Origin of the sequence: Pseudomonas tritici, from assembly GCF_014268275.3 — a bacterium.
Lineage (GTDB): Bacteria > Pseudomonadota > Gammaproteobacteria > Pseudomonadales > Pseudomonadaceae > Aquipseudomonas > Aquipseudomonas tritici.
The window spans coordinates 874,531-897,777 of the sequence record NZ_CP077084.1 but is presented as its reverse complement, the minus strand read 5'-3'; the positions used below and the strand labels follow the sequence as shown (position 1 = coordinate 897,777).

General features: G+C 60.5%; 14 protein-coding genes and 3 pseudogenes. 9 read left to right on the top strand and 8 right to left on the bottom strand.

Annotated features, from left to right (window positions below; all coding sequences use genetic code 11):
- Positions 1–35 precede the first annotated feature (35 nt).
- Both HU722_RS03810 and HU722_RS03805 read right to left on the bottom strand, forming a co-directional pair.
- Entirely contained in the window at positions 36–6,995 is a 6,960-nt protein-coding gene (locus HU722_RS03810; protein ID WP_186754650.1) for a dermonecrotic toxin domain-containing protein, read from the bottom strand.
- A gap of 116 nt (positions 6,996–7,111) precedes the next feature.
- Positions 7,112–8,050, bottom strand: a complete 939-nt coding sequence (locus HU722_RS03805) for a DnaJ C-terminal domain-containing protein (RefSeq protein ID WP_065874317.1) — start codon at positions 8,048–8,050, stop codon at positions 7,112–7,114.
- Between the two features lie 239 nt (positions 8,051–8,289).
- Here HU722_RS03805 and HU722_RS03800 point away from each other — a divergent pair, with 239 nt between their 5' ends.
- Positions 8,290–9,558 (top strand): Hsp70 family protein, encoded by a 1,269-nt coding sequence (locus HU722_RS03800; RefSeq protein ID WP_186754648.1) that lies wholly within the window; start codon positions 8,290–8,292, stop codon positions 9,556–9,558.
- A 430-nt stretch (positions 9,559–9,988) separates the two neighbouring features.
- Here the strand turns inward: HU722_RS03800 and HU722_RS03795 are convergent, their stop codons facing one another.
- The 3 genes from HU722_RS03795 to HU722_RS03785 form a co-directional block, all read right to left on the bottom strand.
- On the bottom strand, positions 9,989–11,002 hold the full coding sequence (locus HU722_RS03795; RefSeq protein WP_065874318.1) for an AI-2E family transporter: 1,014 nt from the start codon (positions 11,000–11,002) through the stop codon (positions 9,989–9,991).
- A 196-nt stretch (positions 11,003–11,198) separates the two neighbouring features.
- Positions 11,199–11,501 (bottom strand): PsiF family protein, encoded by a 303-nt coding sequence (locus HU722_RS03790; RefSeq protein WP_065874319.1) that lies wholly within the window; start codon positions 11,499–11,501, stop codon positions 11,199–11,201.
- Positions 11,502–11,571: 70 nt separating this feature from the next.
- The gene (locus HU722_RS03785; protein ID WP_065889078.1) at positions 11,572–12,360 is read right to left on the bottom strand and encodes an AraC family transcriptional regulator; all 789 of its coding nucleotides are present in this window, start codon (positions 12,358–12,360) and stop codon (positions 11,572–11,574) included.
- Positions 12,361–12,457: 97 nt separating this feature from the next.
- On the opposite strand from HU722_RS03785, the gene HU722_RS03780 reads away from it, so the two are divergent.
- The gene (locus tag HU722_RS03780) at positions 12,458–13,333 is read left to right on the top strand and encodes a DMT family transporter (RefSeq protein WP_065889080.1); all 876 of its coding nucleotides are present in this window, start codon (positions 12,458–12,460) and stop codon (positions 13,331–13,333) included.
- Positions 13,334–13,352: 19 nt separating this feature from the next.
- Here HU722_RS03780 and HU722_RS03775 read toward each other — a convergent pair whose 3' ends face one another.
- Positions 13,353–14,243 carry an esterase/lipase family protein gene (locus HU722_RS03775; protein WP_065874322.1) on the bottom strand — a complete coding sequence of 297 codons (891 nt, stop codon included), beginning with the start codon at positions 14,241–14,243 and terminating at the stop codon, positions 13,353–13,355.
- Positions 14,244–14,343: 100 nt separating this feature from the next.
- Complete coding sequence (locus tag HU722_RS03770) at positions 14,344–14,985, bottom strand: FMN-dependent NADH-azoreductase (RefSeq protein ID WP_065874323.1); 642 nt, start codon at positions 14,983–14,985, stop codon at positions 14,344–14,346.
- Positions 14,986–15,121: 136 nt separating this feature from the next.
- Here HU722_RS03770 and HU722_RS03765 point away from each other — a divergent pair, with 136 nt between their 5' ends.
- The 6 genes and pseudogenes from HU722_RS03765 to HU722_RS29150 all read left to right on the top strand — a co-directional run bounded on the left by HU722_RS03765 (position 15,122) and on the right by HU722_RS29150 (position 20,151).
- Positions 15,122–16,021 carry a LysR substrate-binding domain-containing protein gene (locus tag HU722_RS03765; protein ID WP_065874324.1) on the top strand — a complete coding sequence of 300 codons (900 nt, stop codon included), beginning with the start codon at positions 15,122–15,124 and terminating at the stop codon, positions 16,019–16,021.
- 98 nt (positions 16,022–16,119) lie between these two features.
- A complete protein-coding gene (locus HU722_RS03760) occupies positions 16,120–16,650 on the top strand; it encodes a ferritin-like domain-containing protein (protein ID WP_065874325.1) in 531 nt (176 codons plus the stop codon).
- Positions 16,651–17,126: 476 nt separating this feature from the next.
- A pseudogene (locus tag HU722_RS29165) lies at positions 17,127–17,636 on the top strand (MCP four helix bundle domain-containing protein); the annotation flags it as partial.
- 609 nt (positions 17,637–18,245) lie between these two features.
- A pseudogene (locus HU722_RS29160) lies at positions 18,246–18,767 on the top strand (methyl-accepting chemotaxis protein); the annotation flags it as partial.
- Between the two features lie 70 nt (positions 18,768–18,837).
- Positions 18,838–19,614, top strand: a pseudogene (locus HU722_RS29155) (PAS domain-containing protein); the annotation flags it as partial.
- A gap of 99 nt (positions 19,615–19,713) precedes the next feature.
- The gene (locus tag HU722_RS29150; protein ID WP_371905324.1) at positions 19,714–20,151 is read left to right on the top strand and encodes a methyl-accepting chemotaxis protein; all 438 of its coding nucleotides are present in this window, start codon (positions 19,714–19,716) and stop codon (positions 20,149–20,151) included.
- A gap of 86 nt (positions 20,152–20,237) precedes the next feature.
- Here HU722_RS29150 and HU722_RS03745 read toward each other — a convergent pair whose 3' ends face one another.
- On the bottom strand, positions 20,238–22,307 hold the full coding sequence (locus HU722_RS03745; protein WP_065889084.1) for an AsmA family protein: 2,070 nt from the start codon (positions 22,305–22,307) through the stop codon (positions 20,238–20,240).
- A gap of 359 nt (positions 22,308–22,666) precedes the next feature.
- Between HU722_RS03745 and HU722_RS03740 the strand changes: the two genes are divergently transcribed.
- Positions 22,667–23,119, top strand: coding sequence for a hypothetical protein (locus HU722_RS03740; protein ID WP_065874329.1), 453 nt, complete (start codon positions 22,667–22,669; stop codon positions 23,117–23,119).
- Positions 23,120–23,247: the final 128 nt, after the last annotated feature.

The window sequence follows — 23,247 nt, the reverse complement described above, 5'->3', positions numbered from 1 at the left end:
CCACGCCCGCAGGCAGGTTCAGCGGTAGATAGCTATCAGGCGCCGGTCTCGCGGCGGGACAGCTCGATCAGTTTCTGATTGCGCTGGGTGGACAGCTCGATTTCAAGCGCGTTGGCAGCCTCGCCGTAGGCTTCGTCGATCTGCTCGTGAGCGGCCTCAAGGCTGCTGCGCCGGCGCGTGGTGATCTGGCTCAGGGTGTTGAACTCATCGGGGTATCGCTCCGTCAGGTACTGCACCCAGTAGTCGCGGCTGATCAGGTCCTCGTAGAACGCATCGGTGCCCTCCAGGCGCAGTATTTCGGCCCGGGCTTCATTGAGCAGCTCGCCAGCAATTGGCCGCCCATACGACATGTGGCGGGGTTGAGCGGGCAACACCAGGCCATCCGGCCAGCCGTCAGTCAGGCCTATGCGGTACTCCAGGCGCCTCTCTGCCATATCCACAGAGCCCTCGGTAGTCGCCAACGCCTCGACCTTGCCCAGGCGAAACAGCTGGCGCGACAGGTTCAACAGCGCCTGGCCCTTCAAGTCCAGACGTTCGGGGTCCAGGCCGAGCAACGCATTGTATTCATACACCTTGACCTCAATGCCGCTGAACGTGAGGATGCGCCCGTCGATACAGGTGCCGTGGGTGTTGGCCATGGCGAACAGGATCTCCCGCAACTGGCTGTTGCCGGCGGCGGCGCTTACCACGTCCCACACCCGTCGCGTCAGGTCGGCGCGGGCCACGCGAAACTCCAGGGTGTCCTGCAACCGCGCAAGCAGGTGGAAGAAGGCCTGGTTATCTGGCTCGGCGTGCAACTGCTCCCACAGCTCGATGTGGCCCTGTACGGCGTCGGGGTCGATATTTTCCAGCCATGCGGCGCGTTGTGGCGACTCACCCTGGGCCTCGACGATATCTTCGTCTTCCTCTACGCCACTGTTGCCATTGGCGTCTTCGGTATCGCTGTCCAGATCGTGCAGCAGTTGCTCGATATCGCTACGCGTAAGCCCCAGCGCGCGATCGCGCCGACCAGCCACCAAGTAGTCGCGCAGGCGCTCAAGGCTGTCGAGGGACAAACTCACGTTGTCGGACAGGTCGACCCCATCGAGCAACGTATCGTGCTGACCATTGAGCGCATGATCGGGGATCAACGAGATTTCATTGTCACTGAGGTTCAGGCTGCGCAGGTTCGGGGCGGTCAACACGCCGTCTGGCCACTGCACCAGGCGGTTGTTGCGCAGGTCCAGGGTGTGCAGCGTGTGCAGGTTGTCGACACTGAAGGTTTCCAAGTTGTTGTAGCTCAGGTCCAGCCATTGCAACTGGGTCAGGTTTGCCAATGTGCGATACAAAGGCTCGGGGTCGGCGAGGCTGTTGCTACCCAGTTCCAGGCGTTCCAACTGGCTCATCGCACCCACCGGCTCGGGCAGCAGTTGCAAGCCGTTGCCGCTGAGTTCCAACACGTGCAGTTGGGGGAACGCGCTCAAGAAGCCGTTGGAACCCAGCTCGGTGACGCGCACACCGCTGAGGTCCAGGGTGCCAACGTGGGCAAGTGATACCGGCAGTGGTGGCAAGTCGCCGAGTTGCAACCCGTTGAGGGTCAACACGCTATCGGCCTCGCGACTCCAGGCCAGGATGCCGTCGCGCCAGCAGGCCAGGATGCCGTCGCGCCAGCAGGCCATGATGCGCCGCGCCGCCATGCCACGACTTTGTGCCGACAGGATCCAGTTGCCCCCGCGAGTCCAATCGATGCCCCGGGTTTCGCGCAGGTACATCCAGCCATTCAAGCGCCGCGTCAGGTCTTCGAAGTCACGGTTCCAGGCATCGACACGCTGATGCAGTTGGGCATCGCCAACCCCATCCTCGCGCAACTTGGCCAGCCACTGCGCGGCGCCATCCTCGTCGAGCGCCGGGCACAGACGATGCAGCCGCTGCTCCAGGGATGCGCCTTGGATTTCGGCAGGCAGCAACGGCAACAAGTGTCGGGCAATGGCTCCCCCGCTCTCCGCAGGAGGGAAATGATCGGGCACCTGATTCTCGGCAAACCGTTGCAAGGTACCTTCGGGCAAGCCACGCGCTTGCTCTACCCGGTGCATGGCCGTCTTCAGCGCGGTGTGCGCCTCGGGTGTCAGCGGCGTATCGGTAAGGTTGGCGTTGAGCAGCACGCGCTCCTGGGCCAGGGCCGAGGCTGGTACGCGGGTGAGCTGGCTGCTGCGCAAATCCAGCCAGGTGAGCTGCGACAGGTGTTCGACGCCGGTCGGCCAGGCTGTCAGTGTGGTTCCCCGCAGACTCAGTGATTGCAAACGCTCCAGGCCGCGCACATCCAAGCTGTGCAGTGGGTTGTTACGCAAGTTGAGGTGTTCAAGGGCTGGTAAATCGCGGGTTTCAAACGGCAGTTGCGTCAGGGCGCTGCCGCTGAGGTCGAGCATCTGCACCGATGGAAACGCCCGGATAAACACCTGGACCTGATCCGCCGGCACCCGCAGGTTGCGCATGCGCAAGGTGCGCACATGGCTAAAGCCCGCCGCAGGCAGATGCGGCAGCGTATCCAATTGCATGTAAGGCAGGTCCAGCACCGAGGAGTCGCTCATGTGCCCGTACAACCGGTCCAGGCTCGGCTCGCCGGTGGATGAACCGTACTGGCGGTAGACGCCATTACGCCAACAGGTTCTCAGCGTGGAGGCCAGGGTGGAGCGTGCATAGCCGCCACCCTCCAGCGTCATCGAATCGCCCACCCAGGCCTCCAGCAGGCCATTGATTTCACGGCATTGCGCACTCAGCGCCTCAATCGCCGCAAACCGCGTTTCGGCGCCCGGCCATTGTTCGGCAAATCGCGTGAACAGGATGTCGGGGGACTGGGGGCCCATCTCGGTCAGGCGCTTGAGTTCGCCACGGCAGTAGTCACTGACCATTTCCTCCAGGTCCATCAAATGTTCAGCGCGGCTACTGACAAACTCATACGCCGGCTTGAACACCTCACGCGGGAACCGCGACCAGTCCAGGGACAACCCGGCAAACAGCCGTTCATGACCGTCGTAGATTCCGCCGGGCAAAGCGTCGATGGCGGTTTGGCGCAGGTTCAGGCGTTCCAAGGCCGGCAGGTCGAGCACGCCGGTCGGCCACTGCTTCATCCAGGGGTCGATGATTTCCAGGCGACGCAGGTGATTGAATGCGCTCACATCCAGCGGCGGGCTGGGCAGCGCCGGTCCGTCGAAGCGCGCCGACACCAGGCTCAGCTCCTCGATGTGGGTCAGGGTGCCGAGCCTGGACAGGATGGGCGGCGTCAGCGGCACCGAAATGCTCAGGCTGCGCAGTTGGCGCAGGTTGCGCACGTGTTCGAAAACACTGTCTAGCTGGTCAGAGCTGCCGGCCATGTGCAGTTTTTCCAGGTTGGGGAACAGGGCCAGCAAGTCATCGGCGCTGGAGGTAACCAGTTGCAGGTCGCGCACATGGGAAAAGTCGGCGCTCAACCGAGGCAGCGGCGGCAGCGAGGAGAAATGGATGATGCGCAACTGCGCGTAGCGTGGGTCTTCGCCGGCCAATGGGGCATTGCGCCAGGAGTCTTTGATGCTGTCGGCCACTGCCCTAGACCCGAAGGACGACGACTGCAGCCCTTGGGGCTGGGGGCCGACCCACTGGTCGAGGCTGGCCTCCAAGCTTTGCCATTCACGCGTGCGCGCTTGCAGCAGGCCGTAGATCTGCGCATCGCTCTGCCCGGCCAGGCGCTGCTCGAGGATGAACCCGTTGGCCTGTTGCTCGGTGAGTTGGGGGTAAAGGTCCTGCACCCGCGAGACCAGTGACGGGTCGACGCCGCTGCCGCGGCCGCTGGCGAGGTAGCCCACCTGGCTGACGCTGATACGTGTCGGCGCCTTGATGCGTTGACGGGTGGCGGCGTGACGGTCGAGACGTGCGGCCATCTCGCCACGATGGCCCAAGGCATAGTCGATGATCGCGCGGCGCAGGTCGGCGCTCTGGCTGACCTGGGGCATGCCCAGAGCCTGGCGCGCCTCGTCGGGCAAGGCGTGCATGATCGAGGCATAGAAGTTGTCGCCATGGCGCGGCAGGCTGTTGAGGCTTTCACCACGCGCGTTGAAGGCCTGGTAGACCGGGCCGTGCTTGACCAGGTATTTGCGCTGAGGCGCGGTCTCGCTCCCGATGCCATCGAGCAGGGCCCCGCTGATGCTGCCTTCGCGCACTTCCAGGCGCAGTTGATCGGACCAGCCCGGCAGGCGTTGCAGAGCGTGCAGGGCCAGGCGCGTGCTGTCGCCGGCGGCCATGTTTTCCAGGTGCAATCCGGCGTAGGCGTGGCCCAGGCGGCCTTGGCGGGCGTACCAACGGCCTTGTTCCAGCAGCGGCAAGGGCATGCGCCCGGTGCTGTGCAGGCGTGCCAGTTGCTCAGCGTCGGCGAGCTCGATCACGTTACGCGCAGCCGGCTCGCTGAGGCCTGGGCAGAGCCGTTGCAGCTTGGCGATATCCGGGTGCGATGCGGCGTGGCCGTTGTACAGGCTTTCAAAGATTGCCGCCTGGCGGGTGCGTGCGAAGTCGGCGATCTGCTTGCGAAACTCCGTGGGTCGCTCGGCCACCACGCGCGCCGGTTCACCGCCCAACAGCGCGGTAATTTCCGTTTCATTCAGTGCGGCGAGAATCCGCGTCGGCAGTTCGCCGCTGAGCACGTCGGCGCGGCTGATGCGGATCGGTGCCTTGGCCTCGATCCCGGCAAACCACCGCTCGGAGCCGTACTTGATCGAGCGCCCGGTCAATGCACGGCTGTCGAACACTTCGAGCACGCGTCCCAGCGGCCAGCGCGGCAGTTCGGTGATAAGAGGCAAGGTGAACAGGTAGCGTCCGTTGGTCGATTGCCCGGTCCGGATCTGCTCGATGACCTGGTCCACGCCTTGGTCAGCCTCGATCAGGCGCATTGCGTCGGTCAACTCAGGCGCAGGTGACCGGTTGTCCATGTGCATGCGGCGCAGTTGGTTATCGGTGACGCCGCTGATGTCGGCGGCCTTGAGCAATTGCGCATCGGTAAACCCTTGGGTGCTGTGGCCCATGCGGCGCAGCAGGGTCAGGCGGTCCCAGGCCAGTGGCCGCTCCAGGCTATGGCGCCATGCGCCCTGGCCGTTGTGGCTGAGCAGCGGTTGATAGGCACTGGCGTCGCTGGGGTGCGCGATGCGCCAGCGTTGCACAGTGGCGTCGTAGCGCTGCTCATAGGCCTTGTCTCCCTGGCGAATGTAGGTCTTGCCGCCCTTGAAATACTGGCCCTGGGCATTCGGTGAGCCTTCAAGCAGCACCGGGCTTTCGTAGCCACGCAGGTCGGCTTTGCCCAGGCGGACCTGGCCGTCAGGCAGGCTGACCGGGTGCAGGTTTTCTATCACCGGCTCGGCCTTGGCCGCCGTCAATTTGGCCAGGGCCTTGCCGCCGGCGACCATCAATGCCAGCACCGCGAGGTTTTCCGCCACATCGATCAAATGGGCCTTAGCCGCCCGGCGGTCGCCTTCACTCCATTCGATCACACCGGTGAAGGTCTCGTGCAACAGTTGGCCGGCCATCACGACCATCATCACCTCCCCCAGCACCGGGACGAACATCGACACGGCGTTGAGCACCAGCAGGCCGATGTTGAGCAACGCACTGAATTTTTCCGAGCGCACCCGCGCATCCACATCGGCAGTGGGCACGGCGTGGCTGCGTGCGTCATTGATCAGTTTGTCGCGGTACTGTTCGAACAGATAAGTCCACAGGTCGATGTTCTCTGCCCAGATGCCATGGCCCTTGCGCGACAGCGCCCTGGCGTCAATGTAAGGATCCAGGTTGGCGACCTTGGGCCTGGGTGGCGCTGGCGGCAATTCACGCGGGGCGACGAGCAGGATAAAGGGATTGATGCCCTTGAGCCCCTGATTGGCCAGCGGCGCATAGGGTTGCAGCGCCTCGCCCAGGGAGGCGGCAGGCGCGTTTTCAGTGAACTGGCTGAAAAAGTACGGGCGATCGGCATAGTCGACGAATTGGCTGAAAAATCGCTGATAGCCAGTGGGGTTGCCGTTGGCTTCGGCAGCGTTGTCACGGGCGGTGAAATGCTGTTTGAACGCAGCGCGCATGCCTTCGAAGGTGTAGCGCTTGAGGGGGTGAAGGGGGTCGTTGGGGATATAGAGAATCAGCTCGTCCGAGTAGCGATACTGCTCACTCATCACAAATACCACGCAGCCGGTCAGGCGTTTTTTCATCATGCCCAGATCGCGGAACCACACCGGTTTGCCGCCCAGGCGCGGGTGGCGTTCACCGTTGATCACGTCCTGGATCATCCGGTAGTCAGCGGGCCGGATATCCTGCTGCAACAACGCCTGGTCCGCCGCCACGGAGAGGGCGGCTTTCTGCGCAGCAATGAAAGCCTGGCGCAGGGCCTGGTCGTCCTGCGGCTTGAGGAAGCGCTCAAGGTAGGCCTGGTAGAGCGCGCCGATATCCAGGGTGCGGCACAGGTGAATGAATTGGGGCACGGTCAACGCTGTCGTGATGGGGTCGAAAGTGCCTGGGGTCTGGGTTTCGCGCAGGAAACCGGATTGCCGATGAAAAGCGCCGGGCTTGGCTTCCGCTTCTTCGAAGTTGTGCAGCGCAGCCTGCAGCAGCGGCAGTTTCAGCACATCGAAGCGGTCGACCTCGACGGCGAACACGCCCAGCTCCACCGGCTTTTGCAGGTGCAGGTAGGTGGTGTTGACGTCCAACTGCAGGTTGAACTGATCCTGCAACGCCTTGCGCAATAGGGGTTCAGCGAACTGGTCGACGCTTTGCAGCGAGGCCACGGCCTTGTCCAGCGCGGTTTGCGCATTGAAGCTGGCAAGCACGCGGTTGTTCAGGGCTAGGCGCTGGGCGGGGGTGGCGCGGGTGTACCAATCCGGCGCGATGGTGCGGGCCTCCTTGAGGGTGGCGCGGCGTTCGGGGGTGGCGTTGATCAGCCAGTCGGGAATGCTTTGTTCGAGAAAGGGGCCGTGGATACTGGCGGACGCGGGGGGTTGCGGGTTGGGCATGGCGGATCATCCGTGACTGATGGGAAAGCCATCAGCCTAATGATCGGTGCCTGGGGACGAGGGCTAACTATGTAGGCGCGAGCCTGCGATGCAGAGCACGTTCGCGCCTACAGGTGTCAGAAGTGCTCGCGTGGGTTGAACGCGGCTTTCTGCGCCAGTTCCTGCCACAGCGCCTTCACCTCATCGTCGCTGCTCTTGGGCATTACCGCCTTGAGCTGCACGAACAGGTACCCGCGCTGCCCCGCCTTGTTCAACAGGCCATGGCCCTTGGCGCGCATGCGCTGGCCGTTCTGGCTGCCGGCGGGCACCTTGAGGTTGATCTTGCCGGTCAGTGTCGGCACGGCGACTTCCGCGCCCAGGGCCAGTTCCCACGGTGCCAGCGGCAGGTTGATGATCAGGTTTTCACCGTCCACCTCGAATTTGGGGTGCGGCGCGAACTTGATGATCAGGTACAGGTCGCCATTGGCCCCGCCGCCGATCCCCGGTGCGCCCTGCGCCTTGAGGCGGATGCGCTCACCGTCGGCCACGCCGGCGGGGATCTTCACGTTCAGGCTCTTGGTGGTATTGCTCACATGCCGGCCCGAGGCGTCGTAGTGCGGCACCTGGAAGCTGATCGGCTTGGACTCGGTCGACAGCGTCTCTTCAAGCGACACCGTGAGGTGCATCTCCACATCCTGGCCCTTGCGCCCGGCAGGACGACGCTGGCCGCCACCAAAGGCATCGCCGCGCGAGCCGAAGATGGAGCTGAAGAAGTCCGAAAAATCCTCACCGCCGCCACCACCGCCATAGCCACCACGGCTCTGCCAGCCCGGCGGGCCCTGGAATGGCTGGCCATGTTGGCCGTATTTGCGCAGCTCGTCGTATTCCGCGCGCTTATCGGCGCTTTTAAGCGCTTCATAGGCTTCGGACGCGTCCTTGAACTTGGCTTCAGCGTCTTTTTCCTTGCTCACATCCGGGTGATATTTGCGTGCAAGCTTGCGATAGGCGGCCTTGATTTCCTTGTCATCAGCACTCGGCTCGACACCCAAAATCTTGTAATAGTCTTTGAAATCCATCGGCGGTTCACCATCCTTCAATCGAGATCGCACAGCCCGGGGCACAACGTGCGCTGGTTTGCACTTGTTGAGTCTTGTGGCCTGGGGGTGCGTCAAAGTGTTATCGGCACTTGCCGTATGCAGCAGATGTGGGGGCAAATCCCCAGGATTCAAGCACGATTTAACGGATGGTCGGCCTACGCATCCGCCTTCGACTGGCATACACTGCGCGGCCGTTTTTCAACCGGAACCCGATAGACATGAAAAACCCATCCCCAGCCCGTGCCTGCGGCATCGACTTTGGCACGTCCAACTCCACCGTCGGCTGGATCCGCCCCGGCATGGAAACGCTTATCGCGCTGGAGGACGACAAGATCACGTTGCCGTCGGTGGTGTTCTTCAACTTCGAGGAGCGTCGCCCGGTGTACGGCCGCCTGGCCCTGCATGAGTACCTGGAAAACTACGAAGGCCGGCTGATGCGCTCGCTCAAGAGCCTGCTGGGTTCCAAGCTGATCAAGCACGACACCAGCGTGCTCGGCACGGCGATGCCGTTCACAGACCTGCTGGCGCTGTTTATCGGCCAACTCAAGAGCCGCGCCGAAGCCAACGCCGGCCGTGAGTTCGAAGAAGTGGTGCTGGGCCGCCCGGTGTTTTTCGTCGATGACGACCCGATGGCCGACCAGGAAGCGGAAAACACCCTGGTCGACGTTGCGCGCAAGATCGGCTTCAAGGACATCTCGTTCCAGTACGAACCGATTGCGGCCGCCTTCGACTACGAGTCCACCATCGAAAAGGAAGAGCTGGTACTGATCGTCGACATCGGCGGGGGTACTTCAGACTTCTCGCTGGTGCGCCTGTCGCCAGACCGTCGTCACAACGACAACCGCCACGATGACATCCTCGCCACCGGCGGCGTGCACATCGGCGGTACCGACTTCGACAAGCAACTGAGCCTGCAAGGCATGATGCCGCTGTTCGGTTACGGCAGCCGCATGAAAAGTGGCGCCTACATGCCCACCAGCCATCACATGAACCTGGCCACCTGGCACACCATCAACTCGGTGTACTCGCAGAAATCCCAGCTGGCGTTGGGCAGCATGCGCTATGACATCGAGGACACCGGTGGTATCGATCGCCTGTTCAAGCTGATCGAACAGCGCGCCGGGCACTGGTTGGCGATGGAAGTGGAAGAAACCAAGATCCAGCTGACCCATGAAGACAGCCGCCATGTTGCGCTGGACCGGGTTGAGCCGGGGCTGAGCGTAGCGCTGAGCCGAGCACTGTTCGAGTCGGCCATCGATGGCTTGCTGGAGCGCGTGCGCGGCAGTGTCACGCAGTTGCTCAACGATGCATCGGTCAGTGTGGCGCAGGTGGACACGGTGTTCTTTACCGGCGGTTCCAGCGGGATTCCGGCACTACGTCACAGCATTTCGGCGATGTTGCCGAATGCGCGGCATGTGGAAGGGAATATCTTTGGCAGCATCGGCAGTGGGTTGGCGATTGAGGCGAGCAAGCGATACGGCTGCTGATCTGCCCCTTTATCGCCAACACAGCATGACTAATGTGGGGGGGTTGCCCGCTCCCACATTTTGATCTGCGTCCATCGCGCACCAGACCTAGAAAATGTAGCAACTTCCGGTATTTTCCGTCTCATACCGCCAGGACTTGACCACCCTGTTTTCATCCACCCAAACGGAATAACGGCAGTCACGTATCCACGTGATGTAGTAGCGCTTGCCCTGACCCTCTTCCACAACGCGGTCAAACACTCGGTTCTGATTGACGGGCGACCAGAACGAATCCGAGCATTTCCCAGGTGATTGGGAGCAGATCGTACGGATATGTGAGTCCATCGGGTGCCTTTCGAGCCATCTCGACTGGATACCCATGCGGAATGCGAGGGCGCACACCCGGCAAGCAGCGCCAGTGCAACGAACACCAAGCCTTTGGACAGCGTTCCTAGACCATCCCGCCCAGCTTCAGCTCACTCTTCAAATACGCATAATAAATCGGCCCCGCCACCACCCCCGGCAAACCAAACGCGGCTTCAAACACCAGCATCGCCAGCAACAGTTCCCACGATTTGGCACTGATTTGCCCACCCACGATCCGCGCGTTGAGGAAGTACTCGACCTTGTGGATAACAATCAGATACCCCAACGCCGCCACTGCTACCCAGATCGACAGCGACAGCGCGACGATGGTGATCAGGGTGTTGGACATCAGGTTGCCGATCACCGGCAGCAAGCCGAGCAGGAAGGTGAGCACGATCAGGGTTTTGGTCAGTGGCAGGTGAATCCCGCACAGCGGCAGCACCACGGCGAGGAACACGGCGGTGAAGGCGGTGTTGAGTGCGGCGATTTTGATCTGGGCGAAAACAATGTTGCGAAAGGCCTGGACCAGCAAGTGCAGGCGATCAAACAGGGCGGCGGCCAGGGGTTTGCGTTTGGTCAGGTCGGGCACGCGCTGCAAGGCGATGATCGCGCCGAGCACCATGCCGATCAGCAGGGTGACGAACATATGCGCGGCATCCTTACCAACAAGCTGCAGTTCGCTCAGGTGTTTGCTCAGCCAATCGCCGATGGCCACGCGGAATTCGGCGGCGCTGGCGGGCAGGTAAGCATCGAGAAACGGCGGCAGTTGGCCGCGCGCGCGGTCGACCACGCCCATGAATTTGTCGAGGGAAGCTCCGGGATTTTCCGCTTCGTGGAGCAGGAAGCTGATGGCGCCAGCAAAGATCAGGGTCAGCACGCTGACGATCAGTGTGCCAAGCAGAGCCACCGCCAGCCAACGCGCGCGCCGGCCTTCGATCAGCCGTTGCAGTTGGGGGGTGAGCATGTTGACCAGTTCAAACACCAACAGACCCGCCAGCAGACTGGGCAGCAATTTGAGCGGCAGTACCAGCAGCAAACCGCCGAAAATGATGATGTAGCTGGCCAGCAACAACACATGACGCTGAGAAAACGTTGGCATACAGCCTCAAAAACGAACGGCGTTAAAGGATGGGCAGTCTGCCAGCCTTGGGGAAATCAAGCGAGAGGTCTTAGTGTTGTGAACACGGTCAGTGTGGGATCGGGCTTGCTCGCGAATGCGGTGGTTCAGTCACTGATGTGTTGAACGAAAAACTGCTTTCGCGAGCAAGCCCGCTCCCACAGGGGGATTCGCGCACTCAGCTGCCTTTCAGGCAAGTACTCATGTAGGTTTTGCGCGCATCGCCCGTCAGCGCCTTGGTTTTCGCCGATGCATTGCAATCCTTCATCTTCTGCTGCTGCGGGGTCAGGGTCTTGGCGTCGTTGGCCGCCGGGGCCGACAGGCAGGTTTTCATGAAGGCCTTGCGCTCGTCGCCCTTGAGCGTCTTGGTGGAGGCTTCAGCGTTGCAGGTGGTCATTTTGTTTTGCTGGGCGGTGGCGGCAAAGCCCTGGGAACACAGCAGCAGGCCCATCATCAACAGCGGAATTCGCAGCATCTTCATGGAGTTTTCTCCCTGTTACCGTGCCGGAGGGCACGGCCTTCCAGCAGTGTAGTCAAAACCTGTTACATCTTCACCGACTGCGTATATGCGTCCGCCGATACTGCTCCGGGGTACAACCCGCCTGGCGTTGGAACATGGCGATAAAGGCCGAGGCGGTGCTGTAGCCCAAGTCGAATGCCACATGTTGCACGCTGCGCTCGCTGTCGAGGGCTTCGATGGCCGCCAGGTAGCGCAGGCGCTGGCGCCATTCACCAAAGCTCATGCCGAGTTCGCGCACAAACTGACGCGCCAGGGTGCGTTCGCTCACGTGTACCTGCTCGGCCCAATGCGACAGGGGGCGGTTGTCTGCGGGGTCGGCCTGCATGCCTTCCAATACGCCGAGCAACCCTGGGTGGCGGGCGTAGGGCAGGAAACACTCGTGGATCGGCGCCTGTTTGAGCTGGTCCACCAGCGCTTGGGCCAGGCGGATATCGGATGCGCTCTGCGGCATATTTACGTCGCGCTGTGCGAAGTCGCGAAGGATGGCCTTGAGGATATCGCTGATGGCCAGGGTGCAAGGCTGTTGCGGCAGTTCCTCGCAGAGTTCCGGGGCAAGGCCCACCGAGTGGTAGACAATCGCCTCGGCGTTGTAGGAACTGTGTTCGGTGTGCGGCGGCACCCACACCGCGTATTGCGGCGGTGACATGAAGCGGCTGCCGGCCACTTCCATGCGCATCACGCCGCTGGCGGAGTAATCCAGCGAGCCCCAGAAATGCTGGTGTGGGGTGCATTCGGTGTCCGGGGCGAAATCCGAATAGCGGAAGTACACCGGACTGGGCAGTTGGGGGAAATCCTGAAGGCGTACGTTGTGCTTGGCCATATTGTCTGGATACAGAGGTCATTTGTCTGGATCGCAGTATAAGCTTCAATCCAGACAAGGGATAATCCTGCCTCATCAACACGCCTGGTTTCTTTCGATGCAATACGCTTATCCCCTGCTGGCCATTTTTATCTGGGCCGGCAACACCGTGGTCAACAAGCTGGCGGTGGGTTCGATCTTCCCCGCTGAAATCGGGTTTTACCGCTGGTTACTGGCCGCGCTGCTGTTTACGCCGTTCATGCTCAAGCCGGTGATTGACAACTGGCCGTTGATCCGCCCGAACCTGGGCAAGATCTTCATCCTAGGCGCGCTCGGCATGGCGGTGTACCAGAGCCTGGCGTACTACGCCGCCTCGCTAACCACCGCCACCAATATGGGCATCATTCTGTCGCTGATGCCGTTGATGGCACTCACGGCGGCCATCATCAGCCTTGGCCAGCGCCTGACCTACGGCGCATTGACCGGTGCCGTGCTGTCGTTTGCCGGCGTAGTCGTGGTGGTGTCGGCGGGCAGCCTGGGCGCACTGCTGCAACACGGGGTCAACCTGGGTGACGGCATGATGCTGGTCGCCACCCTGGCCTACGCGGTCTACAGCACCCTGCTGAAAAAATGGCAACTGCGCCTGCCACCACTGGTGTTGCTGTATTTGCAGGTGCTGGTGGCCGTGGTGGTGCTGTTTCCGCTGTTCCTGTTCTCGGCAAAAGCCGGCCTTGGCTGGGCGAATATTCCGCTGGTGCTGTATGCGTGCCTGCTGGCCTCGATGCTGGCGCCGCTGGCGTGGATGCATTCGGTGAAGACCTTGGGCCCGAGCCGCACCACGCTGTTTTTCAACCTGCTGCCGTTGATTACCGCGCTGATTGCAGCGGTGGTGTTGAAGGAAGAGTTGGCGCTGTACCACCTGGTGGGCGGCTTGCTGACGTTGGGCGGGGTGATTTTGTCGGAGCGTTGGACTACCCCCGTCAGTACTGCCTGAACACAGCCTGCTCCCACAGTTACACCCCAGCAGCCTTAAGCCTTTGTGCATGCTCGACAAACAACCGAATAGGCTCGGCCCCCTTACCCACCAGACCCAGCGATTGGTTGACGATATCGAAATGGTCCAAGGGGTAGTCATCACCGATCACCACCCCCAGGTGTGAGCTGTAGCGCCCGACCATGCCATCGCACTGGCCCTTTTCCCGCACAAAGCTGCGGGCGAACAAACGGCAACTGCGGTGCGTACCGTCGAACAGGTTACGGCCACGGTCAGTGATGCCCGGCTGCAAGGTGCCGGACCACGAGTAATAGCGCACCCCATTGACCTCTTCGGCGCCCTGCCCGCCCCAGGTCTCGGGCAATCCTTGTGGATATTGCTGATTGAACAGCGCCACCCCCGCACTGGTCAGGGACCTATGGGACGCCTGCAGATCCGCCTTGAAGCGCGGACCGCGATAGCCGGTTTCCAGCACGCCCATCACCCAGGCGACCAGGTGAAACAGCGCGCTCATGATCCGGCCCTTGGCGCCGTCGACGGGATAATGGGTGTGGATATGGTCGGCCAGCTCCGAGCCATGATTAGGCCCAGCCACCGACGTCACCGACGCCACCCACTCCGGTCGCTTGGCCGCCGCATATCGCGCGGTGAGCGAGCCCTGGCTGTGGCCGATCAGGTTGACCTTGTCGGCCCCGGTCTCGCGGCGGATGCGCTCGATCTGCACCAGCAATTGCTCGCCGCGCACTTCACTGGAATCGAGCGGTGCCACCTGCACGGGATACACCTGGGCGCCACCCGCACGCAGTGCCGGGACGATACCGTACCAGTACGGGAACAGCCCCAGGCGCACGAACCCGAGCATGCCAGGCACCAGCACCAGGGGATAACGCGTGGCAAGGGAGTGGGGCATGGAGCAGACATCCTGGTCTCAGTACGATAAATCCATCCTAGACCAACACTGCATAAATCGACATGACCGCACCATGACCAATCCGTGACACGCGGGCTCTTTAAAAATGCCCGGCCAGATCGTGCAACTGGCGTTCGGCCTCCTCGCAGGCACGCAGGAAAACGCTCTTGTCCGACTCTTCACCCTCGGCGGCGATCACCCGCACATCGTCAATACCGATATAACCCAGCACGGTGCGCAGGTGCGGATCGGCATGGTTCATCCATTCATATTCGCCACCCGGACCAAACCCATTACCGCCTCGGCTAGTAATGATCAATGCACGCTTGCCTTTGAGCAAAGGCTGGTACTGCGCGATACCTTGGCTGTCTTGAGTGATGTCAAAGGTCAGGCCCATGCGCACGATCTGGTCAATCCAAGCCTTGAGACCGCTGGGTACGCCGAAGTTATACAGGGGCATGGAAATCACCAGGATTTCATGGTCGATCAACTCGCCGACCAGTTCATCGCTCAGCTGCAGGTCAGCTTTCATGACCCGGGGCAGAGAGTGCGGTTCGGGGTAGAAATTCGCCGCCACAAACGCTTCGTTGACGTGGGGAATGAAGGCCCGGCCGACTTCGCGACGGGTGATCTGCGCACCAGGGTTGGCGGCCTGCCACACGTCCAGGAACGATTCGGCCAGGCGCCGGGAGTGAGAGCGTTCGCCCCGGGGACTGGCATGGACAACTAGCATTTTTTTCATCTGTAGGACCTTCGCGCGTTAGACTCAGGCAACCTGTATGGTCGCTGCTCTTGCCTGCAAATCTAGTGCTGCACGCAGCTTCCAACAAATGAGCAATAGTTGATCTGGATGAATTGAATTCATCCATGGAGCCAGAATGTTTGCCTCGTTGCCCCTCACTGCCCTGCGCACCTTTGAATCGGCGTCGCGTCTGCTGAGCTTCAAGGCGGCGGCCCAGGAGTTGTCGGTCACGCCCACAGCGGTGTCCCACCAGATACGCAGCCTGGAAACCTGGCTAGGGGTGCCGCTGTTCGAGCGCCTACCGCGCCAGGTACGCCTGACGGCGTGTGGCGAACGGCTGTTCCACAGCCTGCACGGCGCCTTGCTGGATGTGGCGCAAAGCGTTGACACCTTACGCCCACAACGCAGCGCTGGGCACCTTACCCTGTCCACCACGCCGGCCTTTGCCGCGTTATGGCTGGTGCCGCGGCTGGGACGTTTTTATGCCGCTCATCCGGGGATCAACCTGCGCCTGGATACCCAGTGCGACGTCGTTGACCTGCAGCAAGACGCCAGCGTCGATCTGGTAATCCGCTACAGCCTCGATGACTACCCCAACCTCTACGGCCTGTGCCTGTTCGATGAGCGATTTGCGGTGTACGGCTCCCCCGAACAAGTGGCGCTGGCCCACACGCAGGTGCCGACGCTGATCAGCGTGCGCTGGCACAACTCCAGGCTCTATGCCCTGGGGTGGCAAGCCTGGTGTGAAAAGGCCGGGGAACGCTGGTTGGAGGACGCGCCGGCACTGCGTGAATACGACGAAGAACACTACGCGCTGCAAGCGGCCATCGCCGGTCAGGGCTTGGTCCTGGCCAGCAATATTCTGGTGTCGGAGAGCATTGCCACGGGCTTGCTGGTGCCTTTCCAACCACAGATCAGCGTAGGCGGTGCCGGTTACAGCGCGCTGTGTGTACCGGGCCGTGAGCGTCACCCGCCGGTACGGGCGTTTTTCCAGTGGATGCAGGAGGAAGTCAGGCTGTCCGGGCACGCCTTGTGAAATCCGATAAAACTTTTTGCTTCAGCCAACACTCACAACTTGGAGCGATCACGCCGGTAGAGCGTGGCGTAAAACCGGATTAGCACCAGGAGATTGAGATGACTGAAGCAAACTTGACTGACGTAGCAACCCTGCGCCAACGCGCCCGCCAGAACGTCGAAAACGGTGCCGTGACCGAAGGCTACGACGCCGACCGCGAAGAAATCATCCGCTTGCTCAACGGCTCGCTCGCGACCGAACTGGTCTGCGTACTGCGCTACAAGCGCCATTACTTCATGGCCAGCGGCGTCAAAGCCCATGTAGCCGCAGAAGAGTTCCTCGAGCACGCCACCCAGGAAGCCGAGCACGCCGACAAACTCGCCGAGCGCATCGTGCAGTTGGGCGGCGAACCGGAGTTCAACCCGGATCTGCTGTCGAAAAACTCCCACGCTCAATACGTGGCAGGTAACAGCTTGAAGGAAATGGTCTACGAAGACCTGGTGGCCGAAAGGATCGCGGTGGACAGCTACCGTGAAATCATCCAGTACATCGGTGACAAAGATCCGACCACGCGCCGTCTCTTCGAGGAAATCCTGGCCCAGGAAGAAGAGCACGCCGACGACATGGCGGATATTCTCGAAAGCCTGTAATACCAAAAAAACCGGAATACCAAAAAGGGCGCGCTGGATAACCAGCGCGCCCTTTTTGTCTGTGTGGGCGGTTACCGTGACGCATCAGAAAGTGCCACTACAGCGAGGCTGACGCCACATCGCCGCGCAACTGATTCTCGAGCGCAAAGTGGGCACTCACCATCAAAATAAAGCGTCAGTGGTCACCGCTAATTCTTGTACAATGATATGCATCCTGTATAAGTTTAATGGCACGATAGGCTCAAAATCCATCGCTGACAACGGGCACCCACGCCGCTGTGAATTTAGTTTTTTGATGGAGCCTGCTCGGCGACCCTGCCCGATAGCACATAGCTATCAATGCAGTGAGTATTGCTAACTGGATGGCCCTTATTGCACCGACGTATCGTCAATGAACTCAACGTGAGCGGCTAATAGCGCCATTCGCGTCATCCGCATCAACTCAGCCCAGTGCAGGGCGAATTTCCGAGCTAGCCATGAAGAAAACGCTTTCGTTGGCCACACGTATAGGGCTTAGCTTCGCGGCCATCCTGGCGCTTCTTGTAGTGATCACTGCCATCGGCATTCAGCGCGTGGCGTTTATTGATTCCACCTTGGGCGACGTCAGCGAAAACGCTGCGAAGGTACAGCGCTACGCAATCAATTTCCGCGGCAGCGTGCATAACCGAGCCATTGCGATCCGGGATGCAGTGCTGGTGGCGAACAACGCGGACCTGGAAAAACACTTGGATGAGATTCGAGCCCTGGAAAAGGCCTACTCCGACTCGGCGGCCCCTATGGACCAGCTGTTCAAGGGCACCCGCGTCACCGCCGAAGAGGTTCGATTACTGAGCGCCATCAAGGCCATCGAACAACAAACCCTGGCATCTACCCAGGCCATAATCTCCCTGCGCCAAGCGGGCGATATTCCGGGCGCCCAAGCGCTGCTGATGCGTCAAACGTCTTTGGAATACAGCGAGTGGCTCAAGCGCGTGAATGCGCTGATCGACTATGAAGAGGCGTCAATCAAGGCGAAGCTTGGCGCGGTGCAAGCAACCGCCAGCCAGTTCAGTACGCTGATGATCATCGCGACCGGCATTGCCCTGTTGTTGAGCATTATGTTGTCGGCGGTAATTATTCGCTTCGTCAACTCCACGCTGGGCGCAGAGCCTACGGAAGTTGCATTGGCCATCGCGCGGTTGGCAGCGGGTGATCTGAACCAGACGATAGCCACGAAGTACCCCAATAGCGTGATGGGCGTATTGAAAGACGCACTTAGCCACCTGGCAGAGACTATCCAGCAAGTGCGCAGGGCGGCCCAAGAGGTCAATCACTCGTCGACTCAATTGTCTGCCACTTCATCGGCCAACAATGACCAGATCAGCCTGCAAACCCGTGAAGCCGAGCAGGTGGCCACCGCCATCACGCAAATGGCGGCAACGGTGAATGAAGTCTCAGGGTATGCCGCGCAGGCAGCTGAGGCATCCCGGTTGGCTGATATAGAAGTGGAAAGCGGCAATCGACTGGTGGCTAGCACCACACTGGCCATCGAACAACTGGCCGTCACGCTGGAGCAGACCACAGGCACTGTGAACCAGGTGTCCAAACACAGCGAAAAGATCGAGTCAGTGATCGATGTTATCAACTCCATCGCTGCGCAAACCAACTTGCTGGCCCTGAACGCCGCCATTGAGGCCGCGCGGGCTGGAGAGCATGGGCGCGGGTTTGCGGTAGTCGCCGATGAGGTGCGCTCGCTGGCCAACCGGACTCAGCGGTCGACCGAGGAAATTCGGGAGATGATCAGCACGCTGCAAGTGGGCACTGAAACCGCCTCGCAAACCATGCGTGACAGCTGCGAGCTGGCAAGCCAAACCGTGGCGCAAACCCGTAGGGCGCAGAGTGCGTTAGCCAAGATCAGCGAGCAGGTGGGTGCGATCAGCGACATGAACGCCCAAATCGCCAGTGCCTCCTCGCAGCAGAACAGCGTGGCCGAAGACGTGGCGCAAAACATCAACCGTATTCACGCATCCACCGTGCAGTCCGCCACCGGCTCACGCCAAGTGGCAACGGCGAGCATGGAACTCGCGCAGTTGGCGGATCGCCTTACTGCAAAAGTTGCGTTCTTCAGCGCTGCTTAGGCGTCGCAAAGGACCAACAAGCTGCTGACTTTGCCGATAGCCTTATCAAGACCCAACAGGCGGTTTTCCCATGTTCAATACCAAAATCAAGAACCAGCTTCAATCTCAGACAGCCGAGCTGGCGCAGCTGCGCCAACTGCGTGATGGACTCAGCCATGAAATGCTGACGCTGAGTATCGATTCGACATTTAAAATTACCGCCTGCAACGACAATTTCGCACAGGCCTTGGGCTACACCCAGAATCAGCTTCTGGGCCGTGCCATGGCCGATATCGTTCCCCAGTACGTCTCCAAGCTGCCGTGCTTTCACAACTTTCGAGCCGCCGTCGCCGCAGGTAAATCGATCTCTGACGAATACCGTTACCTGCATGCTGACGGTTCGTTAGTGTGGATTCATGCTCATTGGCAGCCCATAACCGAGGCGACTGGCCGGTTAAGTCATATCGCTTGCTATGCGACCAACATTACGTCCCGCGTAGAAAAAGCCTCGGAAAACGCCTCGTTCATTGACGCGCTGCTGCGTTCGACGGCGGTGATCGAGTTCGACCTATCCGGGCATGTGCTCATGGCGAATGAGCAGTTTTTAAAAGCCATGGGCTACAACTTGAGCCAAGCGAAAGGCAGTCACCACCGTATTTTCTGCAAGCCAGAAGAAGCTTCGTCGCAGAACTACAAGGATTTTTGGTCAACGCTGAACAAGGGTGAATTTGTTGCTGGCCGCTTCGAACGAATGGACAGTCGCGGTCAGACTGTATGGCTGGAGGCGACTTATAACCCGGTGTACGACACCGAAGGCACACTCTGCAAGGTCGTTAAGTTTGCAACGGTGGTCACCGACCAGGTGGCCCGTGAACAAGCCGTCAGTGAAGCCGCCCAAACTGCATTTGAAATCTCCCAGCAGACTGACGTGACGGCTCAGCGCGGCGCCGTCGTGGTTAACGACACGATGCACACCATGCGTAAAGTCGCCGTTGATATGCAGGCGGCCTCTGGCGGCGTTGAAGCGCTCGGCAAGCAGTCATTGTTGATCAGCTCGATCATCCAGACGATCAGTAGTATTGCCCAACAAACCAACTTGCTGGCATTGAACGCTGCGATTGAAGCCGCGCGCGCAGGTGAGCAGGGGCGCGGTTTTGCGGTCGTGGCGGATGAGGTTCGGCAATTGGCTGGGCGTACCAGCACGGCTACCGAAGAAATTGCATCGGTTGTCTTGCAGAACCAGAAGCTGGTGGATGAGACCGTCGCCGAGATGGCAAACAGCAAATCCCAGGCAGAGCAAGGTCTTGAACTCGCCACCCAGGCGGGCCACGTCATTGTTGAGATTCAGGATGGCGCCAAACGAGTGGTCGATGCGGTGGGCAGGTTTGCGACCCAGATTGCCTAGGGTCGCAACACCGCTGGCGCAGAATGTTCGCTAGCGCTGTTGCGACACATCGTTTGATTAATGGGCAAGTGGGTGATTTTCAGCAATCACCCTTTGACTGTTTTCGGTGCTTTGCCTTCCCGCATCTGTTGCAGCAAAGGTGCGCACTGGTTAGGCGCGTCGGCGCTGGGTGCGATCAATGCCAGCAAACCGGCCGCAGGCCCTGCGATCACACCCAGCGCCACCATGCCCGCGCCACGCAGCGCCAGAGGAATGGCTTTCACACCGGCATTCGGCTTGATAAACGGCCCGTTGACGTACAGCGGTGAACGCAGGGAGAACAGTCGGAAACCTTTCGATTCGGGGTTGATGGTCAAGTCCAGTTGCTCCGTGGCCATGTTCGCCGTGCCATCGATATAGATAATGGCGTTCTCGGTATCAAACACAAACAACCGCGTCGTCGCCAGGCCAGTCTTGATGCCGAAGTCCGCCGCGGCGCAATTGATCTTCACTTCCTTGTCGCCAAACAGTCGGCCCACCACGTAGTTGCCCACATTAAGCCCGGCGATTTCCATCAGACCACGGCTGATGGCGCCGTCGTTGATCAGCATCTTCAGGTCACCATTGGAGGTGCCCAGCAGTGCCGCCACGGAGTTGCCGCGACCGGAAATGTCGGCGTCGCCGTTGAGCTCACCAAAGCTGGTTTTCATCGGTTCGAATGTCGGGAACAACTGCTTGAGCTTGAAGTTACGCGCAGTCAGTTTGGCGCGACCTTCCATCGGTGCGGTGCGCCCGTTCAGGCGAATCTGTGCATCCAGCTTGCCGCCGGCCACGCCGAAACGCAGGGGCTCCAGGCTCAGTTCGCCGTCATTGAGCACCACATGGGTGTAGAGGTCGGTGAAGGGCAGATCGGCACTGTGCACGATGCGCTTGCCGGTGAACTCCACATCGGCATCCATGACACGCCAGCGCTCGGTGCGGAACTCTTCCACCGGCAGCACTTTGGTCGCGGGTTGTTTGCTGTCGCCGCCACGGGCTTTTTGCTTGGCATTCGAGTCGGCGCCGATCAGGGGCGCGAGGTCGGTCATCAGCAGTTGGTTGGACACCAACGCGCCGCTGAGTTTGGGGCGCGGCTGGCTGGCGACGTAGCCAAGGCTACCGTGAATATCGCTGTTACCGATCTTGCCGTTGAAGTTTTCGTAGCGGAACGAGGCGCCGCTGGCTTCGTGCAGCTTGGCGATCAGGTGACCATCGGTGGAATAGGCCGGCGAATCCGGCAGGGTCACGCCGGTCAGTGGGTAGAGGTTGCCCAGGCTGGAACCTGCGAGTTTCAGGCGCAGGTCTAGGGCACCCAGATTCAGCGGATCCGTGAGGGTGCCGGCCAGGGCGATGCTGGTGTCGGCAATCTTGACCTGAGCCTGCAACGGAAACGGCTTGGCCGCGTCTTGCAACGCCAGCAGGCCGCCGATTTTGCCGGTGCCGTCGAGTTTCTGGCCGTGGTACTGGCCTTTGACCTTGAGGCCAAACGCATAGTCCTGCGGCGCCGAGCCTTTTTCCAAAGCCTTCTTGGCATCGGCGTCGCCAACGATTTCACCAAAGGGCACGGGTTTGCCCAGCGGGTCGATGATGACATCCAGCTGGGTCTTGAGGGTCTGGTCGTCGAGGGTCACGTGGCCTTTGTCGAAGCCGATAGCGCCGATGTCCACCACCCAGTTGGAGGGTTCGGCGTTCGGGTCCTTGGGGTCGAACTTGAAGGTCCAGTTGGCGCGGCCGTCGGCCAGACGCTGCAATTGCGCACTCGGCTCAGTGAGGTCAATGCGCGGGATCACCACGCGCTGCACCAGCAACGCCAGCGGCGAAATGCGCAATTCGACCTTTTTAAGCGTGACCATTTGCGGGGTTTTCGACCAGTCGGGGTTGCCCAGGGTCAGGTCTTCGGCAATCACATGGGGCCACGGCACCCAGGCGCGCCAACCGCCTTCGTCGGGCTCACGCGCCCACACCACCGCCAGGTTGCCGTTGATGGCAAACGGTCGATGCAGCTCTTCGGAAACCTTGGCATTGAGGGGCGGCTTGATGCGGTTCCAGTCGAAGAACACCAGAACCAATACCACCACGGCGATTAACAGAACGAAGCTGGCGCAGCACCAAGCGACGATTTTACGAGTGCGCGTCATTGCACAGGACTCCTGAATACGACTGGCTGGGTCACAGCCTTTATGGACAGCTTATACGACTACGACTGGCAAACCGCTTGGGGGTTTAACCCAATCGGCCATTTGCCGGGAAAAACCTCAATTTCTGACCACTTCGACAGAATCCCCCTACGACAGCGCACCATTGTTACCCATGTGCGTGTCGAAAATACCCACACCGGTGCAAAACCGCGTGCTTGAGAGGCCCGATCTAGAGCCTCCGCCCAGAACAATCAATTCTGTTGATTATTACCATTGTGTTTATGAACTTTTATATCGACTTATCGAGAGTAGCATTAGCCCTGTACCCACTTTATCGCCCTCCCAAGGAGCAACCCATCATGAAACGCCAAGTACTCGCTACCGTCCTGTTGTCCATCCTGGCTTCCAGTGCCTTTGCCCTGCCAGCCGTTGAACAGGCCACCCCACAAGTCAAAGCCGACGCGGTGCATTTCAGCCAGACCGTAGCGCGCAGCGGCTCGCAAGAAGAAGAGAACCGTGACTACGCCAAAGGCGCTGTTGCTGAAAATGGTTCGGAGCAAGCCAACAAACGCGCTTACACCGAAGGCCTGACCGAAAATGGCCGCGACCGCCTGGAACAGAAAGGTCTGGTTGAAGGTGGTGCGGATCGCCTGCTGGAACGCAATGCTGTCGCCGAAGGTGGCCGTGATCGCCTGGAACAAAAAGGCCTGGTTGAAGGCGGTGCTGAACAAGCCAACGAACGCGCCTACACCGAAGGTGTTGCTGAGGGCGGTGCTGACCGTCTGCAAGAACTGCATCAAGCACAGAGCTAACCCGTGGTGGCCCAGAAAAAAGCCCGATCCGTCGATCGGGCTTTTGCTTTCCTGTAGATCGCGTCACGTACTTCCCCGCCAAGTTCGACGCCGGCAAAGCTGTTTTGCTAGAGTGCGTCGCTGTACTT

Excerpts from the sequence above, each read along its gene's own strand:
- HU722_RS03800 (WP_186754648.1), top strand. The coding sequence starts at position 8,290 with ATGAAAAACCCATCCCCAGCCCGTGCCTGCGGCATCGACTTTGGCACG.
- HU722_RS03780 (WP_065889080.1), top strand. The coding sequence starts at position 12,458 with ATGCAATACGCTTATCCCCTGCTGGCCATTTTTATCTGGGCCGGCAAC.
- HU722_RS03760 (WP_065874325.1), top strand. The coding sequence starts at position 16,120 with ATGACTGAAGCAAACTTGACTGACGTAGCAACCCTGCGCCAACGCGCC.
- HU722_RS03765 (WP_065874324.1), top strand. The coding sequence starts at position 15,122 with ATGTTTGCCTCGTTGCCCCTCACTGCCCTGCGCACCTTTGAATCGGCG.
- HU722_RS03775 (WP_065874322.1), bottom strand. The coding sequence starts at position 14,243 with ATGCCCCACTCCCTTGCCACGCGTTATCCCCTGGTGCTGGTGCCTGGC.
- HU722_RS03785 (WP_065889078.1), bottom strand. The coding sequence starts at position 12,360 with ATGGCCAAGCACAACGTACGCCTTCAGGATTTCCCCCAACTGCCCAGT.
- HU722_RS03770 (WP_065874323.1), bottom strand. The coding sequence starts at position 14,985 with ATGAAAAAAATGCTAGTTGTCCATGCCAGTCCCCGGGGCGAACGCTCT.
- HU722_RS03745 (WP_065889084.1), bottom strand. The coding sequence starts at position 22,307 with ATGACGCGCACTCGTAAAATCGTCGCTTGGTGCTGCGCCAGCTTCGTT.
- HU722_RS03740 (WP_065874329.1), top strand. The coding sequence starts at position 22,667 with ATGAAACGCCAAGTACTCGCTACCGTCCTGTTGTCCATCCTGGCTTCC.
- HU722_RS29150 (WP_371905324.1), top strand. The coding sequence starts at position 19,714 with ATGCACACCATGCGTAAAGTCGCCGTTGATATGCAGGCGGCCTCTGGC.
- HU722_RS03805 (WP_065874317.1), bottom strand. The coding sequence starts at position 8,050 with ATGGATTTCAAAGACTATTACAAGATTTTGGGTGTCGAGCCGAGTGCT.
- HU722_RS03790 (WP_065874319.1), bottom strand. The coding sequence starts at position 11,501 with ATGAAGATGCTGCGAATTCCGCTGTTGATGATGGGCCTGCTGCTGTGT.
- HU722_RS03810 (WP_186754650.1), bottom strand. The coding sequence starts at position 6,995 with ATGCCCAACCCGCAACCCCCCGCGTCCGCCAGTATCCACGGCCCCTTT.
- HU722_RS03795 (WP_065874318.1), bottom strand. The coding sequence starts at position 11,002 with ATGCCAACGTTTTCTCAGCGTCATGTGTTGTTGCTGGCCAGCTACATC.